The sequence below is a fragment of the Methylobacterium sp. Leaf117 genome, from assembly GCF_001422985.1.
Classification (GTDB): Bacteria; Pseudomonadota; Alphaproteobacteria; order Rhizobiales; family Beijerinckiaceae; genus Methylobacterium.
On the sequence record NZ_LMNL01000001.1, the window covers coordinates 747472 to 765258 of the forward strand.

Here is a 17787-nt window from a genome sequence, read left to right on the forward strand (position 1 = left end):
CAATCCGCGCCGCGCCCCGGGAGTTCCGCCAAGCTTCGCCCGAACGGTTAAAGACTTTTGGCTGAATTCGGGATGTTCGACCGGACGCCCCCGATGCCTTCCTGCTTCTTCCGCCGACCCTTCCGCCTGATCCTCGCCGTCACCGCCCTCGGGGTCATGCCCGCCGCGGCGTCGGAGGCGGGGCGCGGTCCCGCTTCGGGCAATCCCGATCCGTGGCGCCTGCGAACGAGGGACGTGGCCGTGGCGACCCTCGACGGGCGCGCCGGGAAAACCCGGCCGGCCTCCGCGATCCCGGAGGCGCGGCGCGTGGTCCGGGTGGTCTATCCCGGCCTTACCGAGCCGCGCTGAGACGCGGGTCGAGGGCATCGGCGAGGCCGTCGCCGAGGACGTTGAGCGCCACCAGCGTGGCGACCAGGAACCCCGCCGGGGCGGCGAGCATCCAGGGCGCCGATTCGATGGCGCGCGAGCCCTCGGCGATGAGGGCGCCCCAGCTCGTGGACGGCTCCTGCACGCCGAGGCCGAGAAAGGACAGGAAGCTCTCCAGCAGGATCACCCGGGGCACCAGGAGGGTCGCCGCCACGGTGACGGGTCCGAGGGTGTTCGGCACGATGTGCCGCCGCAGGATCGCCCCGGTGGAGAGACCGAGCGCCTCGGCCGCCCGCACGAAGTCGCGGTGGCGCAGCGACAGGGTCTGCGCCCGGGTGATGCGGGCCATGTCGAGCCATTCCACCGCCCCGATGGCGACCAGGATCAGCCCGAGCCCGGCCCGGAAGAACACCAGCAGCAGGATGACGAAGAACACGAATGGCAGGGCGTAGAGCCCGTCGACGAGCCGCATCATCGCGGCGTCGACCCGGCCGCCGGCATAGCCCGCCACCGCCCCGTAGGTGACCCCGATGAGGAGAGCGACGCCGGTGGCGACGAGGCCGATCAGGAGCGAGACGCGGCCGGCGACGAGGCTGCGGCTGAGGAGGTCGCGCCCGAGCATGTCGGTGCCGAGGGGAAACACCAGCCGCCGCACCGGCGCCTCGACCACGAGGCGGCGCCCCTCCGCCGCGCGCGAGACGACGGTGGCGGGGCCGAACAGGTCCGAGCGGGGCAGGTAGCTGAGCGCCCGCTCGTTGATCGGGGTCGCCGCCGACAGGATGACGTACAGGACCCCGTCCGCGACCCGGATGTCCTCGGCCGTCACCCGCATGCGGAAGGCGAGGCGCTCCACCGCGGGGGCGATCGTCTCAGGGCGCGGATGGGGCGAGAGCGAAGGCGGGGTGCGCACGAGGTCGGGATAGATCCGCGCCGGATCGTGCCCGGTGAGCAACGGGCCGACGAGGCACGCGAGGGCGATCAGCACCAGGACCGCGAGGGCCGCGACGGCGCCCGGGTCGCGGACGAGGCGCCCGAGGGCGCGCCTCACCGGGCGGCCCTGAGGCGCGGGTCGAGGAGGCCGGAGAGGAGGTCGGCCACGAGGTTGAGAACGATGACGAACAGCGCCACCAGCACGACGGTGCCCATCACCAGGGTGTAGTCGCGGTTCAGCGCCCCATCGACGAAGTAGCGGCCGATGCCGGGCAGGCCGAAGATGGTCTCCACCACCACCGACCCGGTGAGCAGGGAGGCCGCCGTCGGCCCGAGGATCGCCACGACCGGCAGCAGGGCGCCGCGCAGGGCGTGGCGGGCGATGCGCCGGGGCGGCAGGCCCATGGCGCGCTGGGTGCGGATCGGCTGGGCCGCCAGGACCTCCGCCATCGACGCGCGGGTGAGCCGGGCGAGCGCCCCGACCTGGGGCAGCGCCAGGGTGATCACCGGCAGGACGAGGTTGGCCGGGGCACCGTTCTCCCAGCTGCCCACCGGCAGCCAGCGTAAAGACAGGCCGAAGACGATCTGCAGCAGGGGCGCCACCACGAAGGTCGGCACCGCCAGGGTGAGACCGGCCAGCAGGCCGACCAAGCGGTCGACCAGGCTGCCCCGGCGGAAAGCCGCGAAGGCGCCGAGCCCGATGCCCAGCACAAGGGCGAGCGCCAGGGCGAGGGCGCCCAACGTCATCGAGACGGGCAGGCCACGGGCGAACAGGTCGCCGACGGTGAGGTCGCGAAACGAGAATGACGGCCCGAAATCGCCGGTCAGCAGGGCGGCGAGGTAGCGCCCGTATTGGACGATCAGCGGCTGGTCGAGGCCGTAGACCCGGGCGAGGTTGGCCATGGCGGCCGGGGGCAGGGGGCGTTCGAGGTCGAAGGGGCCGCCGGGGGCGAGCCGGATCAGGAAGAAGCTCACGGTGACGACGGCGAGCAGGGTCGGGACCGTCTGAACCAGACGGCGCAGCACGAAACCGATCACGCGGTCAGCCTCAGGAAGCGCGTCGGCGACGCGTTGCGCAGGTTCGGGTGATAGCCGGCAAGACGCGGGGCGATCAGCGCCTTGGAGCGGGTGTGCATCACCGGAATCCAGGGCAGCTCGGTGACCACGATGGTCTCGGCCGCGTAGAGGAGGTCGGCCCGCCGGCCGATGTCGCGCTCGGCGGCGGCCTGCCGCATCAGAGCATCATAGGCCGGGTTGCCGTAATGGCCGGGGTTGAGGCCGTCATTGCCGGTCTCCAGCAAGAACAGAAAGTTCTGGGGATCGGAATAGTCGGCGATCCAGGACATGCGCGCCACGTCGAAGTCGCCGCCGTCGCGCAGGTAGGCGAAGTGAGTCTTGGCGTCGGTGTAGACGAAGCGGGAGACCACACCGATGCAGCGCCACATGTCGGCGATGGCGAGCGCGGTGTTGCGGTTGTTGTCGCTGGTGTTGAAGCGATACTCGACGCGCAGGGGCTTGGCCTCACCGAACCCGGCGGCGGCCAGGAGCGCCCTCGCCTCGTCCTCGCGGTCGATCGGCAGGGCGTCGCGCCCGGCGGTCTCGGGCGGCTGGCGATAATGGTCGAGGCCTGGCGGGCAGAGGGAGTAGGCCGGGTCCATGGTCTCGCCCCAGAGTTTCTGGGCCAGGAACTCGCGGTCGATGACCAGCGAGAGGGCGCGCCGCACCCGGACGTCGTCGAACGGGGCCTTGCGGGTGTTCACCGCCAGCGCGTAGAGGCCGAGCGCCGGGCCGAGAACCACCTGATCGGCGAACCGGACCTTCAGCGAGGCGATCTGGTCGCCGGGCAGGTCGGCCAGCGAGTCGATCTCGCCCGCCGCGTAGCGCCGGACCGCGCTCGACAGGTCCGGGGTCGGCAGGAAGGCGACCTGTGGGATCGCCACGGTGGCCGCCGCGTGGAAATGCGGGTTGCGCTCCAGGGTGATGCGATCGTTCGGCACCACGTCCCGCAGCCGGTAGGGACCGTTGGTGACGCTGTTGCCGGGACGCGCGAAGGCGTCGCCGTGGCGCTCCAGGGAGGGCGGGTGCACCGGCAGGGCGGTCTGGTGGGTCAGCAATTCGAGCAGGTACGGCGTCGGCTGCTCCAGGGTCAGCACGAGGCGCCTTGCCTCCGGTGCGGCGGCCCCGAGAGCCTCGGGCGGCAGCGCGCCCCGGTTCACCGACCGGGCGTTCTTCAGCGGGAACAGGACCTCGGCGTATTTCGCCGCCGTGGCGGGGGACAGGATGCGCCGCAGGGCGAAGACGAAGTCGGAGGCCAGAACCGGATCGCCGTTCGACCAGCGCCCGTCCGGTCGGAGTTCGAAGTCGTAGGTGAGGCCGTCGTCGGAGACGGACCAGCGGATCGCGGCGCCCGGGATCAGGGCGCCGTGATTGTCGTAGGTCAGCAGGCCCTCGGAGAGGTCACGCAGGATATGCGCCTCGGCGACGGTCGAGGATTTGTGCGGGTCGAGGGTCTCGGGGTCCGCATCGTTGCCGCGCCGATACACGTCGGCCGGTGCGGCGGCGGCCCGGCCGACGCCTCCGGCGGCCAGGAGCGCCGCACCACCGACCAGCCATTGGCGCCGATGCGGGCGCATGCGCGGATCAGGCGCCGGTCTGCGCGATGAGGCCCGCCGCCTCGATGCCGGCCACCGCGCAGAGCTCGTCATTGTCGGAGGTGTCGCCCGAGATGCCGACCGCGCCGATCACCGCGTCGCCGGAGCGGATGAGGACGCCGCCCGGCACCGGCACGAGGGCGGCGGGGCCGACGAGATGGCTGACCGCGGCGACGAAGTAGGCCTGCTCCTCGGCGCGCTTGTGGATCGCGCGGCCGCCGAGGCCGAGAGCGAGGCAGCCATTGGCCTTGCCCATCGCCACCTCGGTCCGGCGCAGGGAGGTGCCATCCTCCGCGCCCAGCGCCTTCAGGGCACCGCGCGCATCGTAGACCACCACCGCCAAGGGCTTGAGCGCGTGGGCGCGGGCGGTCTCCAGGGCGGTGGCGACGATGGTCTGGGCAGCGGCGAGGGTGAGGTCGGACATCGGGGCTCCGGGCTGTTCTCAAACGGGCGTACCCCTCGACTAACCCGGAGCGACGCGAGCGACCAGGGGCTCAGCGCCCGAGCCGGGCCAGGAAGGCGTCGTAGCGGGCGGTGACCGCGTTCAGACGCTCGAAATGCGGGAAGGCGCCGGTCTCCAGCACCTCGACGGTCCAGCGCGGATCATCCCGGAAGCGGTCGGCATGACGGTAATCGACGAAGTCGCCGCGGGTGCCGTGGACCATCCAGACCGGCCGGTCGAGCCGGGGATAGACCTGGCCGGTCTCGGTGGCGAAGAGGTGGCCGGCGAGGAACGAGAAGGGTGCGAATTCGGCGCCCGGCTGGTGGGCCGAGACCTGGTCGTAGGCGAGCAGGCCCTCGTCGATGTCGCGCGAGCCCCAGGTCTTCTCGAGGAAGAAGCGCATGCTGGGGCGGCTGACCAGGAGGTCGAACAGGGCCCGGCCCCAGAGGGGACAGGCCGCCACCGCGCGGGCCGTGTCGCTGCCGGACGGGTTGCGGCGCGCATAGCGCTTGTCGAACCCGGTCGGGCTGATCAGGCCCAGGCTGCGGTAATCGTCCGGCCGCTCCAGGGCGGCGCGCGCGAGAAATTCCGCCGACAGCGACAAGGCCACCGCATCGATGGCCGTGCCGGGGTGGCGCCGCCGGATCTCCGCCGCCATGGCGTGGATCGCCTGCGTCATCAGCTCCGGCGTGTAGATCCGGTCGCTGCGCTCGGAGAAGCCGAAGCCGGGCAGGTCGAGGGCGTAGACCGGACGTTCCTTGGCGTAATGGCGGTAGAGCGGCCGGACCTCGTAGGCGTTGGCCGCCGCATTGACCGAGTGGATCAGCAGCAGCGGCACGCCCTCGGCGGGTCCGGCCGCAGCGAAGCTGAGGCCGCCGGCCGCGCTGGCCAGGCATTCCTGCCGGCCGGGGAGGGCCGGGTGCATGCGGCGGCGATGATCGATGCCGAGGCGACTATAGGCGATCCAGGCGCCGGCAGCACCGAGCGGCAGCAGCGCCAGCAGAGGCCCGATCCGGCGGCGGGGTCGATGGGGCATCGTCGGGTTCCCTCCGGTTGCACGCGGTCGGAAACGCCCCGGCGGTGGGGAATGTTGCCGGGCCGGAGGCGGGATGGAGGGGAAAATGCGCGGGTGTCTGCGGCAGCAGAACGCGTCCCTCTCCCCCTTGTGGGGAGAGGTTGGGAGTGGGGGTGGCTCCGCCGGCCTCAGCAGGTCGAAGGTCACCCGACCACCCCCGCCTCCAACGCCTCCCCGCAAGCTCGACGAATTCTGGGCAGGCCGGAGATCCACTGGGCGGAGAGCCGCGTCACATCAAAGTGTGTGCCATCGATCCTGTCGGGTGCGGTCACGCGGCGTGAGGGCGGTGACGCGGGTGATCAGCCAGTGACCCGAGACGGATCGAGGAGATCCCAGGCGCAGGCGAGGATGATTCGAACACGGGTCCCCTCTCCTGGAAGGAGAGGGGGCGCGGTCGGCTCGCACGGTCCCGGGCGATTGACGGACCTTTGCGCCTTACGGGCTGCTCGATCCGTCGGCGGGCGGATCGGTGGCCCGCATGAGCGCGACACGGGCGGAGATGCGTGCGTCGGCGCCATCCCCGGAAAGGCGAAGGCCACCGCGCCGTCATTCCAGGGCTCCAGAGGCGAGCCCGGCCCCGAAAGGGGCGCGGCAAGGGTCTGCAATCCCGAGCCGGCCACGGTGCAAAGTCCTGCCCCCCTGTGTTTCCGGCTCCCGGGCTTCCGCTGCGCGGCCCCGGGATGACGCGGTGGAGCAAGCGGGTTTTCGAATGGGAAACATCCCACCCCGCAGGGAGCGGCGCGATTCCCGCTCAGGCCGTCGCGCCCTCGATCTCGCCGCTGAGTTCCAGCCACTCCTCCTCGGCCGCCTCCAGGGCGGCGGCGGCGTCCGAGCGCATCTTGGCGATTTCGCCGGCTTTGGCCGGGTTGGCCTGGAAGGCGGTGCCGTCGGCCAAGGCCGCGTCGATCTTGGCCATCGCGTCGGTGAGCTTCTTCATCCGCGCCTCGACGCCCTCGAGCTTCTTGCGCAGGGGCGCGAGGGCGACGCGGCGGTCGGCGTTGGAGCGCCGCTCCACCGCCTTGGCGCTGCCGGTCGACTCGGCCGTGCCCTTCTCGGCCTCGCGCTCCGGGCCGGCCAGCACGAAGCGGCGGTAATCGTCCATGTCGCCGTCGAAGGCCTTCACGCTGCCGTTCGAGACGAGCCAGAGCCGGTCGGCGCAGGCCTCCACCAGGAAGCGGTCGTGGCTGACCAGGATGACGGCGCCCTCGTAATCGTTGATCGCCTCGACCAGGGCCTGACGGCTCTCGATGTCGAGGTGGTTCGTCGGCTCGTCCAGGATGAGCAGGTGCGGGCCGCGGAAGGCCGCAAGGCCCATCAGCAGGCGCGCCTTCTCGCCGCCGGAGAGCTGAGACACCGGCGTCTCGGACTTGGTGCCCGAGAAGCCGAGGCGGGCGGCCGCCGCGCGGGCCTTCGATTCCGGCACATCCGGCATCAGGTCTCGGACATGGGCATAGGCACTCTCGGCCGGGCGCAATTCGTCGAGCTGGTGCTGGGCGAAGTACGCGACCTCCATCTTGGAGGAGCGCCGCATCTCGCCGCTCAGGGGCGGAAGCCGCCCGCCGATGAGCTTGCAGAAGGTCGACTTGCCGTTGCCGTTGGCGCCCAGCAGGGCGACCCGGTCGTCGGGGGCCAGGCTCAGGTTGAGGCCCGAGAGCACGATCCGGTCCGGGTAGCCGGCCTGCACCCGCTCCATGGCGACGATGGGCGGCGACAGCGGCCGCTCCGGACTCGGCAGGCGGAAGGCCGGCACGTCGTCCTCGATCACCGAGGCGATGATCTCCATCTTGGCGAGCCGCTTGACCCGCGACTGGGCCTGCCGGGCCTTGGTGGCCTTGGCCTTGAAGCGGTCGACGAAGCTCTGGAGATGGGCCCGCTCGGCATCCTGCTTGGCTTTCGCCTTGGCCTGGAGCACGCGCTTCTCGGCCACCTGCCGGGCGAAGGACGTGTAGCCGCCCTTGTAGATGCTGAGCTTGCCGCGATCGAGGTGCAGGATGTGGTCGACGCACTCGTCGAGGAGGTCGCGGTCGTGGGAAATGATCACGGCCGTGCGCGGATAGCGCTCCAGGTAGTCGTAGAGCCAGATCGTGCCCTCGATGTCGAGGTAGTTGGTCGGCTCGTCGAGCAGCAGCAGGTCCGGCTCGGAGAACAGCACGGCGGCCAGCGCCACGCGCATGCGCCAGCCGCCGGAGAAATCGGCGCAGGGGCGCCCCTGCGCCTCCGCGTCGAAGCCGAGGCCGTGCAGGATCGCCGCCGCGCGGGCCGGCGCCGAATGCGCCTCGATGTCGACCAGCCGGGTTTCGATCTCGGCGCGCCGGAGGCCATCGGCCTGCTCGGCCTCCGCCATCAGGCGGGCGCGCTCGGTATCGGCGGCGAGCACCACGCTGTGCAGGGTTTCGGGGCCGGCGGGGGCCTCCTGCGCCACCGCGCCGATGCGCATGCCCTTGGGCATCGACACCGTACCGCCCTCGGTGGGCAATTCGCCGAGGATCGCCCGGAACAGGGTGGTCTTGCCCGCACCGTTGCGGCCGACCAGCCCGACCCGGGCGCGGTCCGGAATGACGAAGGTGGCGCCGTCGAGGATCAGGCGCTCGCCGATGCGGTAGGTGAGATCGTTGACGCGGAGCATGGCGCGCTTTTGCGGGGTCGGGGCGTCAGTGGCAAGCGGGCGCCGCATCGCGCCCCGCTTCCGGCGGGGTTGGCGCCGTTGGCGCGCGTTTCGCAGAACTGGCGCGCGTTTGGCATCCACGCCTATCGGCAGGTGGGACGAGCCGGACAGCTTGACCCAGGAATTGCACGGCGTATCGATCAGGTCCGACAAACGAGGGGGCAGGACGCGTGACCACAGGACGGCTGACGACCATCCCGTTCTTCAAGGAGCCGGGAATCGAGCTGTCGGTCTACGAGACGCGCTGCCACTGGCGTCGCTTCGACGAGAACGAGGTGCTGGTCGATTACGACGACGTCTCCACCGACGTGTACTTCCTGGCCTCCGGCGAGGTCCGCATCCTCAACCGCTCGCAATCCGGCAAGGAAGTGATCCTCGGCGAGATGCGCGGCGGCGCCTTCTTCGGCGAGCTGGCGGCTTTGGACGGCATCGGCCGCTCGGCCAACGTCACGGCGCTGACCCGCGGCGAGGTCTGCGTCGTGCCCGCCCCGGTGTTCCGGCAGATCATCTTCGCCTCCGAGGCCATCGCCGACCGGTTGTTCCGGCTGCTGGCCAAGCGCGTGCGCGAACTGAACACCCGCCTGATGGAGCACGCGCTGCTCGATCTGCGCCACCGGCTCTATGCCGAGCTGCTGCGCCTGTCGGTGCCGCGCGCCGGCGGCGACGGCGAGCGGGTGGTGACGCCGCCGCCCTACCACCACGTGCTCGCCGCCCGCATCGGCTGCCGCCGCGAGCAGGTCACGCGGGAATTCACCGTGATGGCGGCCGACGGCCTGATCGACCGGACGCGCGGCGCCCTGGTGATCCGCCGGCCCGACCTGCTGGAGGCCCGCGTCGCGGAAGCGCTGCGCGAGGACGGCTGAGGCGCCGGCGCACGCGATGGCGTCGACGCCCGATCCCGCCGGCCGGCTGACCTGCACCGGCCTCGGCAAGCGCTTCGGCGCGCATGCGGCCCTTGCCGAACTCGACCTGACCCTGGAGCCCGGGGAGTTCGTGTGCCTGCTCGGACCCTCGGGCTGCGGCAAGAGCACCCTGCTGCGCCTGATCGCCGGCTTCGAGACCCCGACCGCGGGCACGATCCGCCTCGGCGGCACCGACATCACCGCCGATCCGCCGCACCGGCGGCCGGTCAACATGATGTTTCAATCCTACGCCCTGTTTCCGCACCTCAGCGTCGCCGCCAACATCGCCTACGGGCTGAACGGGCTGGGGCGCGCGGCCCGTGCCGAGCGGGTGGCCGAATTGCTGCGCCTCGTGCGTCTCGACGGCTTCGCGGCCCGCCGGCCCGACACCCTGTCGGGCGGCCAGCGCCAGCGGGTGGCGCTGGCCCGGGCGCTGGCGCGGGAGCCACGGGTGCTGCTGCTCGACGAACCGCTCGGCGCCCTCGACCGCGCCCTGCGCGAGGAAACCCAGGGCGAATTGCGCGCCCTGCAGAAGCGCCTCGGCACGGGCTTCCTCGTGGTCACCCATGATCCGGCCGAGGCCCTGGCCCTGGCCGACCGGATCGGCGTGATGAAGGACGGCCGCCTCGTCCAGATCGGCGACGGCGCCAGCCTGTACGAGCGCCCGGCGAACCGCTTCGTCGCCGCCCTTCTGGGGGATGTGAACCTGATTCCCGGTCGGGTGCTGGCGCGGGAGCCCGGCGGGCTCGTCACCCTCGAGACCGCGCTCGGGCCGTTGCGGGCCTCGCGTGTTGCCTCGGATCTGGCCGAGGGGGAGGGGGTGATCGCCCTGCGGCCCGAGCGCATCGCCCTGGCCGGCGCCCCCTCCGGACACGATCCAGCACTGGCCGGACAGGTGGTCGAGACGACCTATCTGGGCGACCGGGTTCGGGTTCAGGTCCGCCTCGCCGAGGGGTCGGTCTGGCGCGTCAGCGCACCCACGGGATCGGACACCCCCGCCGTGGGGCAGACCGTCGCCGTGACCTACGCGCCGGAGCGGGCCTGGCTGATGCCGGCGGCGGGGTGAGCATGAAGCGCCTTCTGCCGGTCCTGCCCGCCCTGTGGCTTGCCGCCTTCGTACTGCTTCCGGTGATCCTGACCCTGAAGATCAGCCTGTCGACCCCGGCCACCGCCCAGCCGCCCTACCTCCCGGTGCTCGACTGGAGCGCCGGGATCGAGGGCTGGGGCAGCTTCCTCGAAGCCCTCGACTTCACCAATTTCGAGACCCTGGCGAGCGATGCGCTCTACCGCGACGCCGCCCTGTCCTCCCTGACCCTGGCGGGCCTCGCCACCGCGATCCTGGCACTGGTCGGCACACCGATCGCCCACGCCATGGCCCGCGCCCCCGCGCGCCGGCAGCCGCTCCTGGTGGCGCTGCTCATCGTGCCGTTCTGGACGAGCTTCCTCATCCGCATCTACGCCTGGATCGCGATCCTGAAGCCCGAGGGGCTGCTGAGCGCGGGCCTGATGAAGCTCGGGCTGATCGGCCAGCCCCTGGAGATCCTCAACACGCAGGGGGCGGTGCTGATCGGGCTCACCTATGCCTACCTGCCCTTCATGGTGCTGCCGCTCTACGCCGTGTTGGCCAAGAGCGATCCGCGCCTGCCCGAGGCCGCGGCCGATCTCGGCGCCGGGCCGGTGCGGGTGTTCTGGACCGTGACGCTGCCGCTGGCCCGCCCCGGGCTGGTGGCCGGGGCGCTGCTCTGCTTCGTGCCGATGGTCGGCGAATTCATCATCCCGGACCTGCTCGGCGGCTCCGACACCCTGATGCTCGGACGCGTCCTGTGGAGCGAGTTCTTCTCCAACCGCGACTGGCCGCTCGCCTCCGCGGTGGCGATCCTGGTCCTCATCCTGGTCGTCGGCCCGCTGATCCTGTTTCGCGATGGCGATGCCGCCACGGCGCAGGGTGGCGCGGAGGCGAGCCGATGAGGGCGCTCGACCGCATCGCCCTGATTCTCGGGCTCGGTTTCCTGTACGGCCCGATCCTGGTGCTGGTGGCGTACTCCTTCAACGCCTCGGCCCTGGTCACGGTCTGGGGCGGGTTCTCGACGCGCTGGTACGGCGTGCTGTTGGCCGACATCCCCTTGCGGGAGGCGGCCTTGGTCTCGCTCGTCGTGGCGCTGGCGGCGGCCAGCCTCGCGACCGTTTTCGGAACCCTGGCGGCCCTGGCCCTGGACCGGGGCGGCCGCTTCGCCTGCCGGCGCCTCTTCACCGGCCTGATCTACGCGCCGCTGGTGATGCCGGAGGTGATCACCGGGCTGTCCCTGCTGCTGCTGTTCGTGGGCTTCGGGCTCGACCGGGGCATCCTGACCCTGGTGGTGGCGCACGCGACCCTCGGCCTCGGCTTCGTGGCCGTGATCGTCGGCGCGCGGCTGCACGGGCTCGACGGCGCGCTCGAGGAGGCGGCGGCCGATCTCGGGGCGAGCCCGGTCCGCGTCTTCGCCACCATCACGCTGCCGCTGATCGCCCCGTCCCTGGCGGCGGGGTACCTGCTCGCCTTCACCCTGTCCCTCGACGACCTCGTGATCGCGAGCTTCGTGTCCGGGCCAGGGGCCACCACCCTGCCGATGCGGCTCTACAGCCAGGTCCGGCTCGGGGTGAACCCGGAGATCAACGCGGCCTCGACGCTGCTCATCGGCCTCGTCACCGCCGTCGTCCTCACCGCCTCGTGGCTCAGCGGCCGCAAGGGCCTCGCCTGACCGGCGGCTGGGTCGCCGCCCCGGCCCGTCACGGCGCGTAGGCGCGGGCTCCGGCCGGGAGCGCCCATCCGGCGGCGGGGCTGCGCGGGCCGTTCGGCGGCACCATGGCGCCGCCGCGCAGGTCGGGCTCGGTCTCCCGGGTCAGGCTCTGGACGTCGAGGCCACCGAACGGCCCGGCGATGCGGAAGCGCATCGGTGCCCGCTTGGCGCCCTCCGGTTGGCCGCCGCGCGCGGTGATCTCCGCCAGGGTGTCGCAGCGGCGGTCCGGCAGGGACACGGTCCCGCGCAGGGAGGCGGCCATCAGGACGCCCTCCATCGTGCCTTCGGTGATCTCGCCGACGCCGTCGCGGAAGCGCAGGCCGAGGACGGCGCGGTCGAAGGCCGTGCGCCCGACCTGCCGGACCGGCGCCCGATGGCGCAGGGCCGCCTCGATCAGGTCGAACCCGACCAGGGTGCCCCCGTCGATCGCCAGGGTCGCTTGGCCGTCGAGTTGACGCAGGAAGGCCTGCAGATCGGCGCCGGAGGCCTCGGCCTGGAACTGACCCTGCGCGGCGCCGAGAATCCAGGGCTCCGGGCGCAGGTCCGCCGGGACGGCGGCGAGGTCGAGCCGATCGAAGGCGCCCTGCAACCGCGCATCGGTCACGGCCGGGTTTCCAGGCGCGGCGGCCAGCACGAGGCGCCCCTTCAGCGTGCCGCCGGCCAGGGTGGCGCGGCCGAGAGACGCCTCGATGTTTCCAGAGCGGACCAGGACGCTCGCCGCCAGATCCTCCGCCAGGACCGGTCCGAACCGGGCGGCCCCCGCCGAGATCCGAAGGTCGAGGTCGCCGCCGGTGTAGGGGCCGAGGTCGAGGGGGCGCGTGCGCCAGTCCGGCGTGCCCTCGGAGACGGAGGTGATTCCGGCGGTCCGGAGCACGTCGGCCAGGGCCGGGGCGAGATTGAGCGTCTCGGCCGCCAGGGTCGCCTGCACCGCCGGCCGATCCGGGCCGAAGACGATGGAGCCGGCCCCTTCGAGCTGGTTGTCGCCGAACGACACCCGGACGTTGGGCAGGAGGAGGCGGCGCCCGTCCACCTCGAAGCTTCCCGAAAGACCGAACGCCCCGACGAAGGGCGACAGCGCAACGGTGCCGCCGGCCCAGGCCAGGGTCTCCGGCAGGGACCGCGTCTCGAGCTGTCCGAGGCCGGTCAGCGTCAGGCCGTCGGCGCGGGCGAGACCGTTGCCCTCGGCCGTCAGGGTTCCGGCGGACCAGGTCGCGGAGAGCGCGAAGGGGGTCACGCCGCCGTCGAGGAGGTCGACCACCCGCAGGCCCGAGAGGGTGAACCGGGTCGGCATCGCGCTCCACTGGAAGCTGCCGGACAGCTCGGCCTGTGCGCTCCAGAGCGGCCAGGACAGCGTGAGGTCGAGGTCGCGGGCGGTCTGGGGCGATCCGTCGCGCGGATCGAAGCCCGTGACGGTGGCGCGCGACAGGCTGATCCGGCGCGGATGCGCGGCGCCGTCGGCCGCGAGGCGGGCCTGAAGCAGGCGGATCGGCTCGGCCCAGCGTGAATCCCCGTCGCCGGCGGGCAGATGCACCGCCGCGCCGTCGAGCGTCAGGGTGTTCACGTCGAGGCGCCCGGTCAGCAGCGCGAGAAGGTTGAGCTGCAGCGACAGCGTACCGCCCTGCGCCAGGACCGGCCCGTCGCGGCCCCCCGACGCGAGGGTCACGTTCCGGAAGCCGAGGCGCGGCAGCGGCAGCAGCGTCACGTCGGTCGGACCTTCGGCCGTCAGGGCGAGCCCGTAGGCGCGCACGAAGTCCCGGGCCACGATGCCCTTCAGCCGCGGCGTCGAGACCGACCAGGGCAGGCAGGCCGCCACCAGGGCGGCTCCGAACGCCCCGAGGCTCAGTATCGATAGGATGCGGCGCAGCGGCATTCCACTCCATCCGGCGCCTGACCCGAGCGACGCGGTGCGCGATCGTCGCGGGGAAAGGCCCATCGGCCCCGGGCAGCCGCGACGCCGGATGAACCGGCGACCATCCCTGATAGTCCTCGACGGCCGGCTTGTCTCCCCGAGCCGGCCGGCTGCGGGAGTCTCATCCACTGCGCAGAAGGATGCACGCCGAAGACGCATGCACGTCGCCGAGGGGGTGAACACGCACATCGCCGGACATCGCTTGCCCGCCGGAGTTCGACGCGCTCAAAGGCCGGGCGGCATGCCGCGCCCTGTGAAATGTAACGGCGGCCTCGTCACAAGGGCTTGGCAGGACGCGACTTTCGCGTGACGGTCGCGCCGACGAAGAACAAACCCACCAGGAGGGCTTCCATGAAGAAGGTTTATCCGGACGCCACGGCGGCGCTCGCCGGCGTGCTGAAGGACGGCATGATGATCATGTGCGGGGGCTTCGGCCTCTGCGGCATTCCCGACGCCTTGATCGACGCGATCCGCGAGTCCGGCGTGAAGGGCCTGACCGTGGTGTCGAACAATGCCGGCATCGACGGCGTCGGCCTCGGCAAGCTCCTGGAGACCCGACAGGTCGCCAAGATGATCTCGTCCTATGTCGGCGAGAACAAGGAATTCGCCCGGCAATACCTCGGCGGCGAACTGGCGATCGAGTTCAACCCGCAGGGCACCCTGGCCGAGCGCATCCGCGCCGGCGGCGCCGGCATCCCGGCCTTCTACACCAAGACCGGCGTCGGCACCCTGATCGCCGAGGGCAAGGATGTCCGCGAATTCGACGGAGAGGACTACGTGATGGAGCGCGGCCTGTTCGCGGATCTGGCCATCGTGCATGCCTGGAAGGGCGACACCGAGGGCAACCTGATCTACCGGAAGACGGCGCGGAACTTCAATCCGATGATGGCCACCGCCGCCAAGGTCACGGTCGCGCAGGTCGAGCACTTGGTGCAGCCCGGCGAGATCGACCCCGACACCATCATCACCCCCGGCATCTTCGTGAAGCGCATGGTTCACGTGCCGGTGCGCGAGAAGCGCATCGAGCAGCGCACCACCCGCACGCGCGGCGAGCCCGCCGTGCCCGCCGCCGCCGTCTGAGAGCCGACAAGGAGACCACGATCATGGCCTGGACCCGCGAACAGATGGCGGCGCGCGCCGCCAGGGAGCTGCAGGACGGCTTCTACGTGAACCTCGGCATCGGCATCCCGACCCTCGTGTCGAACTACATCCCGGACGGCATGTCCGTGCAGCTGCAATCCGAGAACGGCATGCTCGGAATGGGGCCGTTCCCGTACGAGGGCGAGGAGGATGCCGACCTCATCAATGCCGGCAAGCAGACCATCACGGCGCTGCCGACCACCAGCTACTTCTCCTCGGCCGAATCCTTCGGGATGATCCGGGGCGGGCACATCAACCTGTCCATCCTCGGCGCCATGCAGGTGGCCGAGAACGGCGACCTCGCCAACTGGATGATCCCCGGCAAGATGGTGAAGGGCATGGGCGGCGCCATGGACCTCGTGGCCGGCGTCAAGAAGGTCGTGGTGGTGATGGAGCACACCGCCAAGGGCAAGGACGGGTCGGAGAGCCCGAAACTGCTCGAGGCTTGCGACCTGCCGCTCACCGGCACCCACGTGGTCGACATGGTCATCACCGATCTCGGCGTCTTCCTGATCGACAAGAAGGGCGACGGCGGCATGACGCTGGTCGAACTCGCCGACGGGGTCACCGAGGACGAGATCCGCAGCAAGACCACCGGGCGGTTCACCACCAAGCTCGCCTGACCGCCGCAGGCACCCTCGCTCGCAAACAAGCCTCCAAACCCGCCCGACGCACCGTCGCGGCGGGTTTTTGCCGTCCGGCCGGTCCCCGCTCGTGCTCGGCCCCCTAGCTGACGCAGGACGACAACAGGGGAGCGAACCACATGGCGGCGATTTCGAAGCAGGTTCTGGAGGAAGGCCGGGCGGCCAAGGCGGCGGGGCAGCCCGACGACGCGAATCCCTACCCGGCCGGCTCGCAGAACAGCGCGGATTGGCTCGAAGGCTATACCGTCGACGAGCCCGAGCAGAACACCGACCGGGCCGAGAGCGACACCTGAGCGGAGCCCAAGGAGCGGGGCGGTCCAAGCCGCCTCGCGCGCCCGTCGCCGGTGCCGGACCGGTGGCGCCAGCCGCCCCCCTCGGGGCACGATCTCGCGGCCGCGTCCACGGCCCGTCGAGACCGGATCATCGGGCCATGGTCACAGCTCTGGATTGCACGCGAACCGGCCCAGGCTGAATAGTCCGCCGGTCAAACGGCACCTTACTAAGATGACGCTAAATGTTTGTCGCGCTCGGTGAAAATCATCGTGCCGGGATGAACAAATGAGACACGGCCGCGTTTGTCCACCACATACCAAGAACTCCACCACGTACCAAGAACTTGGAGACAACGCAGCATGTCCATCAAGACCTTTGCCATCGCCAGCTCCCTTGCCCTCGCCCTGACGGGATCGGCCTTCGCCCAGACCGCCGCCGGCGGCGGGTCTGCGGAAGGCAACATGAACAACCCGGGCAGCGTGAAGAGCAACAGCGAGAAGTCGATGGAGCGCACCGGCGCGCCGGCGAGCACGGGCTCCACGATGGCGCCGGCCGGAACCTCGGGCGGCCCGAGCACCGCGACGGTGGGTGCGCCCGGCGGCGGCAACGGCGAGACCGGCAGCGGCGCGGCCCCGAGCGGCAAGTAAGCGCGCGATCAGCTCAGCGCTGAATCAACCGGCCCGGTCGTTCGCGACCGGGCCGCCTCGTGACATTCGGCCCCGCAGCCTGAACGGCTGTGGGGCCGTTTGTCGTCGGGCCGTCAGGCACCCGTGTAGCCGAGGGACGCGGCGGCCGCCTTCAGGCGACCGAAGGCCTCGGCATAGGCCGCGCGCCGCGCCTCGCCGTCCTTGAGGGTGCGGTCCGGGCTGAGATTGTCCTCGGTGTCGGACATCTTGATCAGGATCGCGCCGAGGTTGCCCTTGGCGATCAGCGCGGCGATGCGTACGTCGTAGGGCAAGGGCATCGGCTCCGGCGGCTTGGTCAGCATCACGACCATCGCGATCACCGCATCCGGGAAACCTTCGGCGCGCAGGGCCACCGGCGTCGTCGGGGTGTCCTCGAGGACGTCGTGCAGGATCGCCGCCTGCATCACCTGCATCGGATCGAGGGCGAGGCGATCCACCGACTTGGCATGGCCCGCCCGTGCCACGGAGGCGTTGGCGACGCGCTCCAGGTGCCGGATATAGGGCTGCCCGCCCTTATCGATCTGTCCCGCATGCGCGACGATCGCGAAGCTGTGGGCCTCGAAGATGGATGCCATGACGCGTCCTTCGGCAGGGCCGCCGCCGGGCGCGGAAACGCCCGCCGTTGACCGCTTCCGCCGTGTCTGCCCCGATTCCGCGGGACCGTAAACCATCCCGCGCGCGGACGATCGCCGCATCGCGCGGGGCCTCTGGAACGCGATGGCCCGGAAACGGGACGCCGCCGTCCGGCAGCGTTAGCGGCCCATTAAGCGGAACCATCGAAATCAAGGGATCATCAGGGGGCGTTCCCCGGCCTTCGGGCACAGCGTGAGGACAGTGGCGTATGGGCAGCGTTCCGGCGACGATGGACAATGTGGTTCCCTTCCGACGCGCCCTTCGCACCCAGCACACGGAAGCGGCCGCACCCCGGGGTGGTCTGGCGGCCCGCCGCAGCGAGCAGCGCGCACTGATGGATTCGGTCTACGCCACCGGCAGCCTCCCGGTGGCGGCCGGCGACCGAGAGACGAAGCTCATCGCGGCCCGGCTCCAGGTCTACGGCTTCGTAACGATCGAGGAGATCGCGACCGACGGCACGGCGCGCCGCCTGCGTCCCTCCGAGGCCATCCGGGCGCGGACCGATTCGCCGTGGCGCCTCACCAAGGCGAGCTACGGCGCCGGGGCCGGCCTCGCCGTCACCATTCCGGCGATCGACGGCTTCCTGTTCGACCAGCCCTCCGGCGTTCCCGCCTGAGGCTCGACGGAGGTCGCCGGACCCGGCTGTGGCGGCCGGGAGACATCGGCAATTTCCTCGCCGGCACCGTAGTCGGGA

At 71.3% G+C, this 17787-nt stretch carries 18 protein-coding genes; 10 read left to right on the forward strand and 8 right to left on the reverse strand.

Going from position 1 to position 17787, the window contains the following annotated elements:
- Nucleotides 1-93 precede the first annotated feature (93 nt).
- Nucleotides 94-348: a hypothetical protein gene (locus tag ASF57_RS03375; RefSeq protein ID WP_156375927.1), complete on the forward strand. Its 255-nt coding sequence runs from the start codon at nt 94-96 to the stop codon at nt 346-348.
- On the opposite strand, the gene ASF57_RS03380 is transcribed toward ASF57_RS03375, so the two are convergent.
- The 6 genes from ASF57_RS03380 to ASF57_RS03405 all read right to left on the reverse strand — a co-directional run bounded on the left by ASF57_RS03380 (nt 332) and on the right by ASF57_RS03405 (nt 8090).
- Entirely contained in the window at nt 332-1414 is a 1083-nt protein-coding gene (locus ASF57_RS03380; RefSeq protein WP_056479869.1) for an ABC transporter permease, read from the reverse strand. The genes ASF57_RS03375 and ASF57_RS03380 overlap by 17 nt on opposite strands.
- Complete coding sequence (locus tag ASF57_RS03385; RefSeq protein ID WP_056479872.1) at nt 1411-2334, reverse strand: ABC transporter permease subunit; 924 nt, start codon at nt 2332-2334, stop codon at nt 1411-1413. Before ASF57_RS03385 ends, ASF57_RS03380 begins: the two co-directional genes overlap by 4 nt.
- Nucleotides 2331-3929 (reverse strand): peptide ABC transporter substrate-binding protein, encoded by a 1599-nt coding sequence (locus ASF57_RS03390; protein ID WP_056479876.1) that lies wholly within the window; start codon nt 3927-3929, stop codon nt 2331-2333. Before ASF57_RS03390 ends, ASF57_RS03385 begins: the two co-directional genes overlap by 4 nt.
- Nucleotides 3930-3936: 7 nt before the next feature.
- Complete coding sequence (locus ASF57_RS03395; protein WP_056180351.1) at nt 3937-4371, reverse strand: heme-binding protein; 435 nt, start codon at nt 4369-4371, stop codon at nt 3937-3939.
- Nucleotides 4372-4441: 70 nt separating this feature from the next.
- Nucleotides 4442-5425, reverse strand: a complete 984-nt coding sequence (locus tag ASF57_RS03400) for an alpha/beta fold hydrolase (protein WP_056479879.1) — start codon at nt 5423-5425, stop codon at nt 4442-4444.
- A gap of 790 nt (nt 5426-6215) precedes the next feature.
- Entirely contained in the window at nt 6216-8090 is a 1875-nt protein-coding gene (locus ASF57_RS03405; RefSeq protein ID WP_056180346.1) for an ABC-F family ATP-binding cassette domain-containing protein, read from the reverse strand.
- A 209-nt stretch (nt 8091-8299) separates the two neighbouring features.
- On the opposite strand from ASF57_RS03405, the gene ASF57_RS03410 reads away from it, so the two are divergent.
- From ASF57_RS03410 to ASF57_RS03425, 4 genes are read left to right on the forward strand one after another with little or no spacing between them, the layout of a single operon-like run.
- Complete coding sequence (locus tag ASF57_RS03410; RefSeq protein ID WP_056180343.1) at nt 8300-8992, forward strand: Crp/Fnr family transcriptional regulator; 693 nt, start codon at nt 8300-8302, stop codon at nt 8990-8992.
- Nucleotides 8993-9008: 16 nt separating this feature from the next.
- Nucleotides 9009-10097, forward strand: a complete 1089-nt coding sequence (locus ASF57_RS03415) for an ABC transporter ATP-binding protein (RefSeq protein ID WP_056479882.1) — start codon at nt 9009-9011, stop codon at nt 10095-10097.
- 2 nt (nt 10098-10099) lie between these two features.
- Nucleotides 10100-10999 (forward strand): ABC transporter permease subunit, encoded by a 900-nt coding sequence (locus ASF57_RS03420; protein ID WP_056479885.1) that lies wholly within the window; start codon nt 10100-10102, stop codon nt 10997-10999.
- The gene (locus ASF57_RS03425; protein WP_056479888.1) at nt 10996-11769 is read left to right on the forward strand and encodes an ABC transporter permease subunit; all 774 of its coding nucleotides are present in this window, start codon (nt 10996-10998) and stop codon (nt 11767-11769) included. Before ASF57_RS03420 ends, ASF57_RS03425 begins: the two co-directional genes overlap by 4 nt.
- Before the next feature lie 28 nt (nt 11770-11797).
- Here ASF57_RS03425 and ASF57_RS03430 read toward each other — a convergent pair whose 3' ends face one another.
- Nucleotides 11798-13678, reverse strand: coding sequence for an AsmA-like C-terminal region-containing protein (locus ASF57_RS03430; RefSeq protein WP_056479892.1), 1881 nt, complete (start codon nt 13676-13678; stop codon nt 11798-11800).
- 390 nt (nt 13679-14068) lie between these two features.
- Between ASF57_RS03430 and ASF57_RS03435 the strand changes: the two genes are divergently transcribed.
- The 4 genes from ASF57_RS03435 (at nt 14069) to ASF57_RS03445 (ending at nt 16421) form a co-directional block, all read left to right on the forward strand.
- Entirely contained in the window at nt 14069-14797 is a 729-nt protein-coding gene (locus ASF57_RS03435) for a CoA transferase subunit A (RefSeq protein ID WP_056180324.1), read from the forward strand.
- 23 nt (nt 14798-14820) lie between these two features.
- Nucleotides 14821-15480: a 3-oxoacid CoA-transferase subunit B gene (locus tag ASF57_RS03440; RefSeq protein ID WP_056180321.1), complete on the forward strand. Its 660-nt coding sequence runs from the start codon at nt 14821-14823 to the stop codon at nt 15478-15480.
- 140 nt (nt 15481-15620) lie between these two features.
- Nucleotides 15621-15794 carry a hypothetical protein gene (locus ASF57_RS26320; RefSeq protein ID WP_200935800.1) on the forward strand — a complete coding sequence of 58 codons (174 nt, stop codon included), beginning with the start codon at nt 15621-15623 and terminating at the stop codon, nt 15792-15794.
- Between the two features lie 339 nt (nt 15795-16133).
- Entirely contained in the window at nt 16134-16421 is a 288-nt protein-coding gene (locus tag ASF57_RS03445; protein WP_056479895.1) for a hypothetical protein, read from the forward strand.
- 113 nt (nt 16422-16534) lie between these two features.
- Here the strand turns inward: ASF57_RS03445 and ASF57_RS03450 are convergent, their stop codons facing one another.
- Nucleotides 16535-17035, reverse strand: coding sequence for an HD domain-containing protein (locus ASF57_RS03450; protein WP_056479899.1), 501 nt, complete (start codon nt 17033-17035; stop codon nt 16535-16537).
- A 266-nt stretch (nt 17036-17301) separates the two neighbouring features.
- Between ASF57_RS03450 and ASF57_RS03455 the strand changes: the two genes are divergently transcribed.
- Nucleotides 17302-17709 carry a hypothetical protein gene (locus ASF57_RS03455; protein ID WP_056180313.1) on the forward strand — a complete coding sequence of 136 codons (408 nt, stop codon included), beginning with the start codon at nt 17302-17304 and terminating at the stop codon, nt 17707-17709.
- The last annotated feature ends 78 nt before the right edge of the window (nt 17710-17787 follow it).

What these genes read in the sequence shown, in the direction of transcription:
- ASF57_RS03430 (WP_056479892.1), bottom strand. Translation starts at nt 13,678, where the DNA reads ATGCCGCTGCGCCGCATCCTATCGATACTGAGCCTCGGGGCGTTCGGA.
- ASF57_RS03400 (WP_056479879.1), bottom strand. Translation starts at nt 5,425, where the DNA reads ATGCCCCATCGACCCCGCCGCCGGATCGGGCCTCTGCTGGCGCTGCTG.
- ASF57_RS03440 (WP_056180321.1), top strand. Translation starts at nt 14,821, where the DNA reads ATGGCCTGGACCCGCGAACAGATGGCGGCGCGCGCCGCCAGGGAGCTG.
- ASF57_RS03405 (WP_056180346.1), bottom strand. Translation starts at nt 8,090, where the DNA reads ATGCTCCGCGTCAACGATCTCACCTACCGCATCGGCGAGCGCCTGATC.
- ASF57_RS03420 (WP_056479885.1), top strand. Translation starts at nt 10,100, where the DNA reads ATGAAGCGCCTTCTGCCGGTCCTGCCCGCCCTGTGGCTTGCCGCCTTC.
- ASF57_RS03375 (WP_156375927.1), top strand. Translation starts at nt 94, where the DNA reads ATGCCTTCCTGCTTCTTCCGCCGACCCTTCCGCCTGATCCTCGCCGTC.
- ASF57_RS26320 (WP_200935800.1), top strand. Translation starts at nt 15,621, where the DNA reads ATGGCGGCGATTTCGAAGCAGGTTCTGGAGGAAGGCCGGGCGGCCAAG.
- ASF57_RS03435 (WP_056180324.1), top strand. Translation starts at nt 14,069, where the DNA reads ATGAAGAAGGTTTATCCGGACGCCACGGCGGCGCTCGCCGGCGTGCTG.
- ASF57_RS03395 (WP_056180351.1), bottom strand. Translation starts at nt 4,371, where the DNA reads ATGTCCGACCTCACCCTCGCCGCTGCCCAGACCATCGTCGCCACCGCC.
- ASF57_RS03455 (WP_056180313.1), top strand. Translation starts at nt 17,302, where the DNA reads ATGGGCAGCGTTCCGGCGACGATGGACAATGTGGTTCCCTTCCGACGC.
- ASF57_RS03425 (WP_056479888.1), top strand. Translation starts at nt 10,996, where the DNA reads ATGAGGGCGCTCGACCGCATCGCCCTGATTCTCGGGCTCGGTTTCCTG.
- ASF57_RS03390 (WP_056479876.1), bottom strand. Translation starts at nt 3,929, where the DNA reads ATGCGCCCGCATCGGCGCCAATGGCTGGTCGGTGGTGCGGCGCTCCTG.
- ASF57_RS03415 (WP_056479882.1), top strand. Translation starts at nt 9,009, where the DNA reads ATGGCGTCGACGCCCGATCCCGCCGGCCGGCTGACCTGCACCGGCCTC.
- ASF57_RS03445 (WP_056479895.1), top strand. Translation starts at nt 16,134, where the DNA reads ATGTCCATCAAGACCTTTGCCATCGCCAGCTCCCTTGCCCTCGCCCTG.
- ASF57_RS03450 (WP_056479899.1), bottom strand. Translation starts at nt 17,035, where the DNA reads ATGGCATCCATCTTCGAGGCCCACAGCTTCGCGATCGTCGCGCATGCG.